The sequence below is a fragment of the uncultured Brachybacterium sp. genome, from assembly GCF_947500705.1.
Lineage (GTDB): Bacteria > Actinomycetota > Actinomycetes > Actinomycetales > Dermabacteraceae > Brachybacterium.
Genome location: NZ_CANMSY010000001.1, coordinates 528880 through 543638 on the forward strand (window position 1 = coordinate 528880; position 14759 = coordinate 543638).

The window sequence follows — 14759 nt, forward strand, 5'->3', positions numbered from 1 at the left end:
GCACCGGCTTCGGGGCGCACGGCTCACGGATTGACAACGAAGTCGGACCGGTGACCGCAGCCGTCGAGCCTTCCGGTCGCGACGCTCTGGGCCGGCGGGAAGAAGGACGCCCGTCCCGCACGTCGCGAGAGATCCGGATACACTGTGCCGTGAACGTTCACGAACCCGGTCTGCAGTCCCTCTGACCGGCCTCGAGTCCAGGAGACGCCTCACCGATGAGCACCCCGCTGCCTTCCACCGCCCACTCAGCCCACTCAGCCCGCGCCGACAGCCCCGCCCGCGCCGACCGCTGGTGGGAGGATCTGCCCGCCGGCCGGAACCGGCTGCGCGGCCGCGCCCATCTGCACACCGATGCCCCGGAGCTGAGCCTCGACGGGACCTGGGAGTTCCGCTACGGCTCCCGGGCGGACGGCTCCGACCTCGGAGAGCCCACCGAGATCGAGGTGCCGGGTCTGTGGCAGCTGCAGGGTCACGGCGCCCCGCAGTACACCAACGTCATCTACCCGATCCCGCGGGACCTCCCGTATGTGCCCGACGAGAACCCCACCGGGCACTACTCCCGCACTCTCACGATCCCCGCCGACTGGGCCGAGCAGCTGGCCGCCGGTGCGCGTGTGCTCCTGCGCTTCCAGGGTGTGGACTCCGCGGCGAAGGTCTGGATCGACGGGGTCGAGATCGGCGTGACCGCCGGCTCCCGCCTCACCCAGGAGTTCGACGTCACCGACGCCCTCGCCTCCCCCGCTGAGCAGGGCGAGCACCACGAGCATCTCCTCGAGGTGCGGGTGGTGCAGTGGTCGGTGAACACCTATGTCGAGGACCAGGACATGTGGTGGGCCTCCGGCATCTTCCGCAGCGTGGACCTGCTGCTGCGCCCCGTCGGCGGGATCCATGATCTGGTCACCGTCGCGGACTTCGACCCGGAGACGGGCCGGGGCACCCTGAGCGCGACCGCCTTCGATGCGGAGGGCGCCGAGGTGGTGGCGACCCTCGAGGTCCCCGCGCTCCGTCACTGCGCCGCCACCGGCGTGGACCCCCTCACCGTGGGCGAGGTGCGGCCGTGGTCCGCCGAGGACCCGCATCTGTACGACGTCACCGTGCACACTCCGACCGAGACGGTCTCACTGCGCCTGGGCTTCCGCCGCGTCGAGGTGGACGGGGAGATCTTCCGGATCAACGGCGAGCGGATCGTGTTCCGCGGCGTGAACCGCCACGAGGCGGATCCGATCGTCGGCCGCGCCCAGCAGCTGGAGAACCAGGATCTCGACGTCGCGCTGATGAAGCAGCACAACCTCAACGCCGTGCGCACCTCCCATTACCCGCCCCACCAGCGCTTCCTCGAGGTGTGCGATGAGGCAGGGCTGTATGTCATCTGCGAGGGCGATTTCGAGACCCACGGCTTCCACGCCGATTCCACCTGGGGCGAGGACGGCACCGGAGCGGCCGAGGGCCCGGCGCAGAATCCGCTGTTCGAGGAGTCCCTCGTGGAGCGTTCGGAGCGGTTCGTGCGGCGCGACCGCAACCACGCCTCGATCATCATGTGGTCGATCGGCAACGAGGCCGCCAGCGGTCCGGTGACCGAGGCGATGGTCGCCGCCGTGCGGGAGACCGATGCCACCCGTCCGGTGATCTACGAGCAGGACTACGCCGCGGAGTACGTGGACGTGTTCTCGCTGATGTACTCCACAGTCGAGGAGTCCGAGCAGATCGGGAAGCGGGAGCTGTCCGCCGAGTACCAGGACAAGCTCACCTCGATGCTGCGCGGCTTCGCGCTGGACGTTCCGGACGGTCATTTCGCGGAGCCGCCGGCGCTGTCGAAGCCGTTCCTGTGGATCGAGTACGCCCATGCGATGGGCAACGGCGCGGGCTCCCTCAAGGAATACATGGAGCTCACCGAGCGCTATCCGGCGCTGCACGGCGGATTCATCTGGGAGTGGATCGACCACGGCCTGAAGACCACGGACGCCGAGGGCAACGAGATCTTCGGCTACGGCGGCGACTTCGGTGAGCGCCTGCACGACGGCAACTTCGTGGCCGACGGGCTGGTGCTTCCCGATCGCACTCCCTCCCCGGCCCTGCTCGATGCCAAGCACCACTACTCCCCCGTCGGCCTCGCCGTGAGCCCCGGCGTCGTGCGGATCACCAACCGCCATGCCTTCTCGGACCTCTCCGGCCTGCGCGCCGAGGTGTCCCTGGATGCCCAGGCGACCTGGCAGGAGCTCGAGCTGCCGCAGATCGCCCCGGGTGAGAGCACCGAGGTGCCCCTGCCGGCGCACGCCGGAGCGAGCACCACGGTGCGACTCACCACGCGTGAGGCGCAGGGTCCGGTGCCGGCCGGACACCTGATCGTCGCCGCGGATCACGTGGACGCCGAGCGTCTCCAGGCCGCACACGCACCGTCGGCGCGGACGCCACTGGCCCCGCAGCAGGGCGAGGACGGCTCCTGGACCCTCGGCCCGGCCCGCTTCGATGACCTGGGCCGCCTGGTCGGGCTCGGCGAGCTGGGGATCGAGCAGGCGGGGGCGGATCTGTATCGCGCCCCGGTGGACAACGAGCGTGCCCGCACCCGCGCCCCGCTCGAGGCCCGATGGAAGCGGATCGGCCTCGATGTCGCCCGACGCCGCCTGGTCCACATCGCACCGGATCCGAGCGATGGCGTCACCCTGGTGGTGCGCAGCCGGATCGGACTGGACGGCTCGGCCCTCGGAGCCGACGTCACCGAGCGCTGGCGCGGCGATGCGGACGGCCTCGACGTGGACGTGACCGTCACCCCGTCGGCCTTCTGGCCGGAGGATCTGCCGCTGCCGCGGATCGGCTGGACCTTCGCCCTGCCGTCGGCTCCCGACCAGGTGGAGTACGAGGGCTTCGGCCCGCACGAGTCCTATCCGGACACGGGCGGCGGCACCACCTTCGGCCACTGGTCCTCCTCTGTCGCAGAGCTGCAGGTGCCCTATGTGTTCCCGCAGGAGAACGGGAACCGGGCCGGAGTGGTCCGCGCGACCCTGAGCGGCGGCCCGCAGGGGCTCGAGCTGCACGCCCCGGAGGGGCTCGGGCTCGCGGTGCGTCCCTGGTCCACGGCCGAGCTCGACGCTCGGGCGCACGACGGGGCGCTGCGTCCCGACGGCCGCACCTGGGTGACGCTCTCGGCGGCGCTGCACGGGGTCGGCTCGGCGGCCTGCGGTCCGGAGCCGCTGCCCCGGTACGTGCTCTCCGCTCGCCAGGAGAGCTTCCGGTTCCGCCTCGCGCCCGTGCCTGCCTGAGATCGCAACCACTCTGCGACCTCCCTGTCACCTCTTCGCCTCCTCCCTCGCTGCGGCGACCGATAGCCTGGGAGGGGCGTCGCCGTGACGTCGCGACGATGCACCATCGAGGGAGACGCATGACTCAGGGGTACGGACCGGACCACGGACAGCAGGGGCAGCAGCCCCAGTGGGGGCAGGGCGAGCAGAACCCGCCGCCCGCACCGCAGCCGCCGCAGCAGCCGCAGTGGGGGGCGCCCGAGCAGGCTCCCCCCGCCCAGCCGCAATGGGGACAGCCCTCCCCGCAGAGCGCACCGCAGTTCGGCTCACCGGCGGGCTCTCCCTCGCAGCCGCAGTGGGGACAGCCCTCCCCCGCCGCCGCACCGGGCGCCTACCAGGGTGCCGGCTACCCCGGAGCGGCGGGAGCCTCCGGTCCTGCTGGCTCCACCGGTCCGGCGTCGAAGGTCGCGAAGCTGGTCCAGTGGATGTTCTACGCGACCCTTGCCGTGATCGCGGTGCGCCTGATCGGCAATGTGATCGTCTTCGCCGTCCAGTTCGCCGGCGGAGCCGCCGGCTCGGAAGGGCTCGTCGGGGCGGGTGGCCTCCTCGGCATCCTGGTCATGCTGGTGAACGGCCTGGCCACCCTGGCTCTGCTGGTCCTGGCCGTGATGGTGATCGTCCAGGCCTCCGGCCGCGGGAGGACCGGCGCGATCATCATCATCGCCACCGTGGTCGTCTCCGTGATCACCTACTGGATCCTGTACGGGATCCTCCTCGCGATCCTCGCCAGCGCGACCGACCTCTCCACGATCGGCCTGATGTCCATCGTGTACCTGATCGCCGAGATCATCCGCGTGCTGATCGTCTTCGCCGTCCTGATCGTCGGCGCTCTGATGTCCCGCCGCTGGGCGACGCAGAACGCCTGACCACGCCCGACCCGCGACTGACCGACGCCCCGGACCTCTGAGGTCCGGGGCGTCTCGCGTCCTCAGACGGCTCCTTCTTCGTCGACAGTTCTCCGTCCACAGTTCTCCGTCCACCGCACCGCGACGAAGAAGCTCTCCGCCTGAGGGCAGTCATGCGGAGGGCTCGAGCAGCAGGCTCTTCCCGTCCACGGTGACCAGCGCCCTCCCGCCGCCGACGGGATGCACGCTGCTCACCTCCTCCGCCACAGTCGCCTCGACGGTGATCTCGCCGCTCGTCGCATCGATCACCCGCAGCCGCTGCGCTCCGCGCGGGTCCAGCGGTGATCTCCGTACCACCGGGTCCAGCACCACAGCGGTGCCTGCGACGAGGCGCCCGCGCACCGCGGCATCCGGGGACGAGAGCGGCAGGGTCCAGGTGTTCGCCCCGGTCGCGGTCTCATAGGCCACCAGCTGCCCCGACGCGTTCGCGACGACCATCGCCCGGCCGTCGATCCCGATCCGGGCGGTGAACGCTTCGGCCTGTGCCACGCCGTCGGCACCGGGTGCGGTCCATGGCGCCCGCTGCTCGGAGGCGACGATCTCGCCGACGGTCTCGGCCCCCGCCTCGATGCCGGTGGCCAGCACCCTGCCCTGGTCGATCCGCACCGACCAGTCGCCGGCGGGGGACGCCGCCGACTCCCACAGCACCGCGCCGTCCTGGTGGGCGGTCGCGGTGAGCGCGCCCTCCTCGCCGGAGCAGACGGTGAGCACCAGCGGGACCTCCCGCAGCGGGTCCTGCGGATGCGGTGACGGCCCGGTCGCAGCGATGCGGCAGTCGTCCTCGGGGCCCGCCAGGATGCGGCCGACGGGGAAGCCGGTGGCGGGGTCGAGCTGGACCCAGCCCTGAGCGGGATCGAAGCGCAGCGGCACCGCCGGGAGCACCCCCGTGGCGCGCGCGGCGTCCAGCAGGCCGGGGTGGGCGTCTGCCTGGGCGGGCATCTCCACGCCGAACGGATCGGCACCACGGGTCTGTTCGGCATCGAGGAGGGTCCACAGGGCAGCCTCGGGGTCGCTGAGGTCGTAGCCGCTGAGCCGGCAGAGCCCGTCCGTGCAGTGGCGCAGCACGAGGAGGTCGCCGGTCAGGGCGAGCGGGGTGCCCTCGAAGGTCTGTGCGGGGAAGTCTCCGTCCGGGGCGGAAGCGGTGGGGTCGAGCAGGAGCACCTCGGTGGCCGTCCCGGTGGCGCGGATCAGCCGGGTGCCGTCGGCGGAGAGGGAGAGCACGTCGTCCGGGAGCGCCTCGACGCTGCGGGCTCGGTTCTCGTCCAGCAGCTGGGCGCCGCCGTCCGCTCGGCGCACGAGCACGGGCGTGCCGGGCTCCGGCAGGGAGTGCACGGTGTCGCCGTCGTCGAGGGCGTCGAGGGTCACCGTGACGAGGGACTGCTCCGAGAGCGGCTCCAGGCGGGTGGCGAGCACAGCCGGCACAGTGAGTGCGAGCGCCAGGCCCAGAGCCGTGCCGCTGGCGAGCAAGGCCCGCGGGCGGGAACGGAGGTGGGTCCCGACCAGGGCGAGCAGGGCCGCTCCGGCTCCCAGTCCGGCGAGGATGCCCGCTGCCAGGCGCAGCGCGCCGAGCAGGAAGTGCTCCCCGAGCAGCGCGCAGATCCCCGCCACGGCGAGCAGCACCACCGCGACCCCGAGGGCTGTCGTGGTGTCGACACCCGCGTCCTCGTCGGTCCCTGCACCTGCCCCTGCGCCCGTCCCTGTGCCGTCAGCCAGCAGCGGGCCGGACTCCCCTGCCACGCTGTCCGCGGTCGGGCCCTGCTCCGCCGGACCCTCGGCGTCGGGCTGCGGAGCCCAGGGCGACTGCGCGCTCATCGCCCGCTCACCGTCGGCCCGCTCACCGCGGAGAGCCGTAGTACGCGCCGGTCGTCTCCTCCCGCAGGGCATCGAAGTCACCGGAGCGGAGGGAGTCTCGGATCCGGTCCACCAGGCGCACCACGAAGCGTTCGTTGTGGATCGTGCACAGAGTCGAGGAGAGCATCTCCTTGGCCCGGAACAGGTGATGGACATAGGCCGCGGTGTAGTGGGTGCAGGTGTAGCAGTCGCAGCCCTCATCGATCGGGGCGAACCGGCGGCGGTACTTCGCACCGGTGAGGTTCACCCGGCCGGTGGCGGTGTAGACCGCGCTGTTGCGTGCCACCCGCGACGGGGAGACGCAGTCGAAGGTGTCGGCGCCGGCGGCGATCGCGACGAAGAGGTCGTCGACCTCGCTGATGCCCAGCAGGTGGCGCGGCTTCGCCTCGGGCAGCTCGTCGGTGACCCAGCCGACGATCGTGCCCAGGTTCTCCTTCTCGAGCGCCCCGCCGATGCCGAAGCCGTCGAAGGACCAGCCTTCCACGTCCATCGCCCCGAGGTCGCGGGAGGCCTGGCGGCGCAGGTCCTCGTACTGGGCGCCCTGGATCACGCCCCACAGCTGCTGGTAGGGGCGGTGGGTGCGCTCGGCGGTGAGGCGGGCGTGCTCGGCGAGGCAGCGGATCGCCCACAGCCGGGTGCGCTCGAGCGCCCGCTCCTGGTAGCCCCGGGAGTTCATCAGGGTGGTCAGCTCGTCGAAGGCGAACATGATGTCCGCGCCCAGCCCGTGCTGGATCTGCATCGAGATCTCGGGGGTGAAGCGGTGCTCGTCGCCGTTGATGAAGGAGCGGAACGTGACACCGTCGTCATCGACGTGAGCCAGGCGGTCCTTGCCCTCGGCGACGTCGTCATCCTCGCCCGAGGAGGTGCGCGCCTTCTCGCCGCCGGAGAACTCGCTCGAGAGCACCTTCTTGAACCCGGCGCCGAGGCTCATCACCTGGAAGCCGCCGGAATCGGTGTAGCTGGGGCCGGGCCAGTTCATGAACGCGCCCAGGCCACCGGCCTCGTCGACCAGATCGTGGCCGGGCTGGAGGTAGAGGTGATAGGCGTTGGCGAGCAGCGCCTGCGCACCGAGGTCGCTCATCGACTCCGGCAGCACCGCTTTGACCGTGGCCTTGGTGCCCACGGGGATGAAGGCCGGGGTCCGGATCTGTCCATGCGGGGTGGTGAGCACCCCGGCGCGCGCCTTCTCCCCGTGACGAGCCGTGATCTCGAATCCGCAGTCGTCGGGCGCTGGTGCGGCGAGAGTCGGCGTGGCGGGGGTCGACGCGGCAGGGGTCGACGCGGCGGGAATCGGTGCGGCGGTCGGGTCGGTGCTGGGAGCGGTCACCGCCTCATGATCCCACGACCATCTGCGGCTCCCGGCTCTGGCAGAACCTCCGCAATGTGCCGCTCCCCGCATCGCCACCGCCCTAGGATCAGCCGTACCCTGCCTTCCCACCTCCCCTCCAGGACATCTGCGATGACCCCGCCGACTCCAGCTCCGTCCACTCCCACGCCGTCGGCCCAGCCCGTCGGGGCCCGCGCCGAGGCGCCCCTGCGCAGGCCTGCGCTCGCCGTCACCGTGCTCGCTGGAACAGTGGTCCTCACCGGCATGATCGAGCTGCTGCTCCAGCTCCTGCAGAGCCAGCTCGAGTGGATGCAATACGTGGTCCAGGGTTCTTACCTGGTCCTGGTCCCGGTCTCTCTGGCTTTCGGTGCCTCGGTGCTCTGGCTGCTCGCCGCCTCCGGCATCACCCGCGTCGACGCACGGCGCGTCTCCCGCCTGCCGCTGCTCATGCTGGGTCTGCTGGCGCTGTCGGCGTTGCTGGCACCGGCGGGCCAGCTGCTGGCCCTGCTGCTGCGGCTGATCGGGGTGGGCGATGAGAGCGCTGTCGGATACGGCCTGCGCACGTCGATCGGTGCCGGGCTCACCAGCGGCGGCACGATCCTGCTCACCGTCATCATCGGCGTGCTCGCGCTGCTGCTGCTCAAGCGCCCACCGCGGGCCGAGCGCACGCTCCGGATCCCGGTGGGCCCGGTGCCGGTCGCCGTGGCGCTGTTGATCACTGCGCTGCTCCTGGCTGCGTCAGTGCCGATCCAGAACGTGATCTCCAGCTGGATAGCTCTCGACTGGGAGGCCCTGCAGATTCTGTTCTCACTGCTCACCGTGACCAAGGGGCTGCTGGCCGCTCTGCTCGTCCTCGCCATGGGTCTGCTGCTCGCCCTCACCGCCGGACGGACGCGGAGGGTCCTCTGGGCAGGGTTCATCGCCTACTGGGTCACGCGGGTGCTCGCAGCCGTGCTGGTACGCATCTTCGTGTTCCAGATGCTGAGCGGGGCGGCGACCGACGGGGGATGGCTGACCCCCGTCGCCTGGACGGCCGATGTCATCGGCGCTCTGATGCTGGCGGCGACCGCGGTGGTGGTGATCGTGCGGCTGGTACCGCGCGCCGATTCCAAGAGCTGACCCGTGCGGAGCTGAGGCGCAGAGAGCTATGTCGCGATCGAAATGAACCGCGATCGCTTCCGGCCGGATCCACTAGGATCCACCGCAGCGCCGGGATCGGGAAGCCGCCCGTCCGCGGCAGTCGTGGCCATCGGCCGTGCGGAAGGGGATCGCGATCAGCTCGCCCAACGATCCGCGGCACCCTCCCCACGAGGGGTCGCCCACCCCCGCGCACGACGAGGAGGAGCAGGCACCGCAGAGTTCCGGAGCCAGCGCCTGGGAGCAGCCCGCGCACGACGAGGAGGCACCGGGGGCGGCACCCCTTGACGTCTGGACCCAGGATCCGGCCGTCGAGCCGGACCGCGCGCCCGCACCCGCACCCGCACCCGCACCCGCACCCGCACCCGCACCCGCACCCGCACATGCTGCCGCGTCGCCGCCCCGTTCGGATCTCTCGGCCTGGACCGCGGGCCCGCTGCCCTCGGTGACCTCCTCCCTCGGGGACTGGCTGCAGGGCCCGGCCGAGCTGCAGGCCGAGCGGGAGGCTGAGGACGCCTGGTCCACGAGCGACTCGGTCTCCGGGACCTGGCGGCCACGCGGCGAGGCGGGCCGCTCCCGCAGCTCGCAGCACTCCCCCGTCGGCCCCGCCGAGGACGCGGAGTCCACGCCCACGTTTCCCGGTGCACCCACTGCTCTCCCCGACTCCCGGCCCGCCTTCCGGCGCGAGCTGCACGGCCTGCGCGCAGTCGCGCTGGGACTGGTCGCGATCTACCACATCTGGCTCGGCCGGGTCTCCGGCGGGGTGGACGTCTTCCTGTTCCTCTCGGCCTTCTTCCTCACCGGCACCTTCATACGCCGGCTGGAGAACGGCCGCCCGCTGGGCGTGCCCCGCTACTGGCTGCACACCTTCAAGCGGCTGCTGCCCCCCTCGGCGGTGACGATCCTGCTGGTCCTCGTGGCGACCGCGGCGTTCCTCCCCGCCTCGATGTGGCAGACGATCATGCAGGAGGCGGTGGCCTCCGCGGCGTATCTGCAGAACCTGCTGCTGGTGCTGCTGCAGGTGGACTACCACGCCCGCGACGCCGGCGCCGCCTCACCCCTGCAGCATTTCTGGTCCCTCAGCGTGCAGGGGCAGGCCTTCGTGGTCTGGCCTCTGCTGTTCCTGCTGGTGGCGCGGCGGGCTCGGGCCGGGAAGCCGGTCCGCAGACCGCTGATCGCGATCATCGCGCTGATCGGCGCCGCATCCCTGACCTGGTCGATCATCTCGACCCGGAGTCAGCAGGAGATCGCCTACTTCGACACCGCGGCCAGGATGTGGGAGTTCGCCGCCGGGTCCCTGCTGGCCCTCGCCCTGCCGGTGCTGGATCGGCTCACCGGGGCCCGTCGGCCGGAGGATGGGCAGGCACCTCGCCATCGGACCCTGCGTGCGCTGACCGGTTGGGCGGGCATTGCCGGGCTGCTGGCCTGCGGGATCCTGCTGGACGTCTCCTCGATGTTCCCGGGCTGGATCGCGATCTGGCCGCTGGCCGCCGCGGGTGCCGTGGTGGTCGCCGGATACTCGGGTCGCCGCTGGGGTGTGGATGCAGTGCTGTCCACCCGCCCGGCGGCCTTCATCGGCGACATCTCCTACGCGCTGTACCTCGTGCACTGGCCGATCCTGGTGATCTGGCTGCACCACAGCGGGCAGGAGCGCGCCGGGCTCCTGGACGGCCTGGTGGTGCTGGTCGGCTCCCTGCTGCTGGCCTGGCTGGTGACCCGGGCGGTGGATGCGCCGGTGCGTCGCTCCCGCTGGCTCGAGGCGAAGCCCTGGCGCGCGCTGACCGCGATCGCCCTGAGCTTCGCGCTGGTCGCGGGTGCAGCCGGGGGATGGTGGATGGTCCTGCACCGCGAGCAGCCGCAGCCGCCGGTGGCCGAGGGGCCGAGCCTCGCGACCGACGAGGTCGCCACCGTGACCCCGCCGGATGTGCAGCCCTACGGCTGGCAGCTCGGGCAGCAGTGGCCCACGCTCCCCGAGAGCTGCAGCGGCCGCTGGGAGCCTGAGCGCACTTTCCCCCATGTGCGCTGTCAGCAGCTGCTGCCGGGCGACGCGACCGCGAGCGAGACCATCGTGGTGGTCGGCAGCTCGCACTCCCGCCAGTTCATCCCCGCCGTGCTGCCCACCGCCACCGGGCGGGACGCGCAGGTCGTGAACCTCTCCATGGACGGCTGCGGCTTCCTCGCGGGCACCGAGCGCTGGCCCTACTGCGCGGGCTATGACGAGTACGTGCTGGAGTACCTCGACGCCGTCGAGCCCGAGGTGGTGCTCACCACCGTGACCCAGACCTTCGACGACGGCACCGAGGAGATCCTCCCCGAGGGCACCGCCGGCGCGCTGCAGACGCTCCTGGACCGCGGCATCGACGTGATCGCCGTCCGCGACACCCCGCGCTGGGGACAGGACCAGTACCAGTGCGCCGAGGCCGTGATCGATCGCGGCGGCACCCCGGCCGACGCCGACGCCGCCTGCGGCGCCGACGTCGAGGACAAGCTCGCTCCCGAGAACCCCGCCGCTCCGCTGGCCGTGCTCAGCACCCCGGAGGCGTCGGTGACGCTGCTCGATCTCACACCGCAGATCTGCCCCGACGGGCGCTGCTCGCCAGTGCTCGGAGACACCTACGTCTACATGGACGACAATCACCTGACCAGGCTCTTCGTGGAGGAGTCGCTGGCACCCGCGGCGACTCGGGAGCTCGCGGCCGCGATGATCTGAGCCGGGGGCGGAACCTGCACCGGCCGCGCGTCGGCCGGCCCGGGGGTCGGCGGCAGGTGCGCCGACTAGCATGTGCCCGACCCCGGGGCGTTCGTGCCCGCTCGAGTAGGAAGCAGGTGCACCCCACGTGGACGTCCTGAGGATCATCGCCACTCTGGGAGCGGCGCTGCTGATCCTCGGTGCTCCCGGCCTGCCGACGGTGCTCGCGCTGCGGCTGCGGCCGCTGACCGCGGTCGCCGCCGTCGCGCCGGCCTCGCTGCTGATGATCACGATCGCCGCGGAGGTCGGCCATCTGCTCGGCATTCCCTGGACGGTCGCCTCGCCGCTCGTGCTCGGGCTGCTGCTGGGCGGTGCCCTGTGGCCGATCAGACGCCGTCAGGCGCTCGCCGCAGCGACCAGGATCGACTCCTCCTCCGGGCACGATCCCCGGGGCTCCGGGCTGCCCGCACCACGATTCCTGGAGACCCGCCGTGGCCGCGCCGCGGCGAGCCTCATCGGCCTGACCATCGGCGGCGGCGTCCTGCTGGCGCGCGTGCTGCCGATGATGGGCGGGATCCACGCCCTCAGCCAGACCTACGACAACATCTACCACCTCAATGCCGTCCGTCATATTCTGCGCGCCGGAGACGGCTCCGCCTGGGTCGTCGGGGGGATGACCGCGATGCCGGGCACCGAGGTCTACTACCCGGCAATCTGGCACCAGGCGGTCAGCCTCGTCACCCAGGTCTCCGGCCAGGACATCATCCTCGCCTCCAATGTGGTGATGCTGCTGGTCGCTGTCGTGCTGTGGCCGGTGGGGCTCATGACCCTGATGCGCACCTGCACCACCGCGGGTCCTGTCGGCTGGATGGCCGCGGGCATCCTCGCGGGCGTCACCGGCGCCTTCCCGCTGACCCTGATGCACTGGGGCATCGTGCTGCCCTACTTCCTCGCGATGGCCTTCATGCCGATGGTCGTGGTCCTGATCAGCCACCTCGCCGGGTTGGTCCCCCGCTCGCCGCAGCAGCTGACCGTCCCGCAGCTGGCCGTGCTGCTGCCGGTGGTCTGCGGCACCGTCGCGCTCGCCCACCCCCAGGGCGTCTTCGTGGGCATGGTGCTGGGCCTGCCGATCCTGGTCTGGGGGACCTTGGCCCGGGCAGGCGACCGCTTCGTCTCGCGGAAGTCGCCGGCGCTCGACCGTCCTCGGCTGTGGCCGCTCACGCTGCTCACCGTCGTGGCACTGGTCGGCTCCGCCGCAGTGTGGATCCGCTTCCGGCCCGTCGAGTCCTCGGCGGTGTGGAAGCCGAACTCCTCGCTGAAGGAGGCGATCGGTCAGGCGATCAGCATCTCTCCCAACGCCACCCCCACCTTCCTCCCGCTGGGCCTGGTGATGCTGGCCTGCGCCGCCTCCGTGCTGCTGCTGTCGCGATCTCGCTGGCTGCTGGCGCCCTGGCTCGTGGCCGCGGTGTTCTCCGTGCTCACGCGCAGCACCCCCGTCGGCGATCTCCGCTACCTCCTGCTCGGGAACTGGTACACGGACAACAACCGGGTCACCGCGATCATCGCCGTCGCCGCGATCCCTGTGCTCGCCCTCGGCATCGAGAGCCTCCAGCGCCTCGCCGGGCGCCGCTTCCCGCGGTTCGCCGGGACGCCCGGGCACCTGGTCGCCGCGCTCGCCGCGGTGCTCGTCCTGGCACTGGGCGTGCTCTCCCCCGCCTCGCAGGTCAACCGCAGCTACTTCGTGCCGGACTGGCAGTCCGGCGCGCTGCTCAGCGACGACGAGCGCGAGCTGCTCGAGCGGCTCCCCGAGGTCGTCCCCGAGGACGCGGTGATCGCGACCAACGCCTGGAACGGCAGCTCCCTGGCCTACGCCATCTCCGATCGGCAGGTGCTCAACACGTACATGAGCTTCCAGGCGGAGCCCGACGTGCATCTGCTGAACGCCGAACTCGACGAGGCCGGCACCGACCCCGAGGTCTGCGATGCCGCCGAAGAGCTGAACGTCGAGTACGCCCTGGACTTCGGCCCGCAGGAGATCCACGGCCGCACCGCCACCTACACCGGACTCAACGAGATCTCCGAGACGGGCTCCGCAGAGGTCGTGCTGCAGGTGGGCGAGGCGAAGCTGCTGCGCATGCTCCCCTGCCGGGGCACCGATGGTTCAATGAACCCGTGACTCGTTACTCCGCCGCCGCACCCTCCTCCCGCGCCCGGGCCACGACGCTCGACCTGGGCGAGTTCGTCTCCGCCTCCCCCACCTCCTTCCACACCGTGCAGGAGGCCGCCCGTCGGCTGCGCGCGGCGGGCTTCTCCCCGCTGCAGGAATCCGAGCACTGGTCGGCTGCGGACGTCGCCGAGTCGCGCTACGTGATCCGCGACGGCTCGCTGATCGCCTGGGTCACCCCGGAGCAGGCTGATGAGACCACGCCGTGGCGGATCGTCGGCTCCCACACCGACTCCCCCGCCCTGAAGCTCAAGCCGAATCCCGAGCTGGGCCGCGAGAACCTCACCCAGGTGGGGGTCGAGGTCTACGGCGGCCCGCTGCTGAACTCCTGGCTGGACCGGGAGCTGCGCCTGGCCGGGCTGCTCACGCTGCGCGATGGTCGCCGCGCCCTGGTCTCCACCCCGCCGGTGCTGCGGGTGCCGCAGCTTGCGGTGCACCTGGACAGGGCCGTGAACAAGGACGGTCTCCAGCTCGATCCCCAGCGGCACATGCAGCCGATCCTGGGGATCGGCGACGTGGACGTGCGGGTGCTGCTCGCCGCGCACGCCGAACCACTCGACGACACCGGACACCTGGTCGCCGACGGGGAGCCGACGCACCCGCTCCTCGCCGAGGACATCGTCGGCTTCGACGTGCTCACCGTGGATGCCCAGGCGCCCGCGCTGTTCGGCGCACACGAGGAGTTCCTGGCCTCCGCACGGCTGGACAACCTCAGCTCCGTCCACGCCGAGCTCCAGGCGCTGATCACGGTCCATGGCGGCAGGGACGCCCGCCCCGCAGCCGCAGAGCCCGCACCGATCGCGCTGATGGTCGCCAACGACCACGAGGAGGTCGGCTCGGCCTCCCGCTCCGGTGCCGCCGGTCCGTTCCTCGAGGATGTGCTGGTGCGGATGCACGCGGCGCTCGGCGGGGACGAGTCGAGCCGCCGCCAGGTGCTGGCGTCCTCGATGGTGCTCTCGGCCGACGCCGGCCACGCCGCCCACCCGAACTATCCCGAGCGCCACGATCCCGTGACCCGCCCGCAGCTGGGCGGGGGGCCGATGCTCAAGATCAACGCCCAGCAGCGCTACGCGACCGACGCGGTCGGGATCGCCGCCTTCGCCGCGGCCTGCGCGCGCGCCGGGGTGCCCTACCAGCACTTCGTCTCGAACAACGCGATGCCGTGCGGCTCGACGATCGGCCCGATCACCGCGACCCGGCTGGGGATGACCACGATCGACGTGGGCATCACGCTGCTCTCGATGCACTCCGCGCGAGAGATGTGCGCGACCGCCGACCCGCTGCTGCTGCAGCAGGCGTGCGCCGCGTTCCTGCGCGGCTGACGGAGCGC

At 71.7% G+C, this 14759-nt stretch carries 8 protein-coding genes; 6 read left to right on the forward strand and 2 right to left on the reverse strand.

What is annotated here, in order from left to right; translation table 11 throughout:
• Window positions 1-215: 215 nt before the first annotated feature.
• Both Q0937_RS02460 and Q0937_RS02465 read left to right on the forward strand, forming a co-directional pair.
• Window positions 216-3257, forward strand: coding sequence for a glycoside hydrolase family 2 TIM barrel-domain containing protein (locus tag Q0937_RS02460; protein ID WP_299299362.1), 3042 nt, complete (start codon window positions 216-218; stop codon window positions 3255-3257).
• Between the two features lie 119 nt (window positions 3258-3376).
• Window positions 3377-4162 carry a hypothetical protein gene (locus Q0937_RS02465; RefSeq protein ID WP_299299364.1) on the forward strand — a complete coding sequence of 262 codons (786 nt, stop codon included), beginning with the start codon at window positions 3377-3379 and terminating at the stop codon, window positions 4160-4162.
• A 150-nt stretch (window positions 4163-4312) separates the two neighbouring features.
• On the opposite strand, the gene Q0937_RS02470 is transcribed toward Q0937_RS02465, so the two are convergent.
• The gene (locus tag Q0937_RS02470) at window positions 4313-6013 is read right to left on the reverse strand and encodes a PQQ-binding-like beta-propeller repeat protein (RefSeq protein ID WP_299299366.1); all 1701 of its coding nucleotides are present in this window, start codon (window positions 6011-6013) and stop codon (window positions 4313-4315) included.
• A gap of 22 nt (window positions 6014-6035) precedes the next feature.
• Window positions 6036-7259, reverse strand: coding sequence for a tRNA guanosine(34) transglycosylase Tgt (gene tgt, locus Q0937_RS02475; protein WP_299299648.1), 1224 nt, complete (start codon window positions 7257-7259; stop codon window positions 6036-6038).
• 252 nt (window positions 7260-7511) lie between these two features.
• Here tgt and Q0937_RS02480 point away from each other — a divergent pair, with 252 nt between their 5' ends.
• The 4 genes from Q0937_RS02480 to Q0937_RS02495 all read left to right on the forward strand — a co-directional run bounded on the left by Q0937_RS02480 (window position 7512) and on the right by Q0937_RS02495 (window position 14751).
• Window positions 7512-8498 carry a hypothetical protein gene (locus Q0937_RS02480; RefSeq protein ID WP_299299368.1) on the forward strand — a complete coding sequence of 329 codons (987 nt, stop codon included), beginning with the start codon at window positions 7512-7514 and terminating at the stop codon, window positions 8496-8498.
• Window positions 8499-8961: 463 nt separating this feature from the next.
• Window positions 8962-11226, forward strand: a complete 2265-nt coding sequence (locus Q0937_RS02485; RefSeq protein WP_299299370.1) for an acyltransferase family protein — start codon at window positions 8962-8964, stop codon at window positions 11224-11226.
• 127 nt (window positions 11227-11353) lie between these two features.
• Window positions 11354-13381 carry a DUF6541 family protein gene (locus tag Q0937_RS02490; protein ID WP_299299372.1) on the forward strand — a complete coding sequence of 676 codons (2028 nt, stop codon included), beginning with the start codon at window positions 11354-11356 and terminating at the stop codon, window positions 13379-13381.
• Window positions 13378-14751, forward strand: a complete 1374-nt coding sequence (locus Q0937_RS02495; protein ID WP_299299374.1) for a M18 family aminopeptidase — start codon at window positions 13378-13380, stop codon at window positions 14749-14751. Before Q0937_RS02490 ends, Q0937_RS02495 begins: the two co-directional genes overlap by 4 nt.
• Window positions 14752-14759 lie beyond the last annotated feature (8 nt).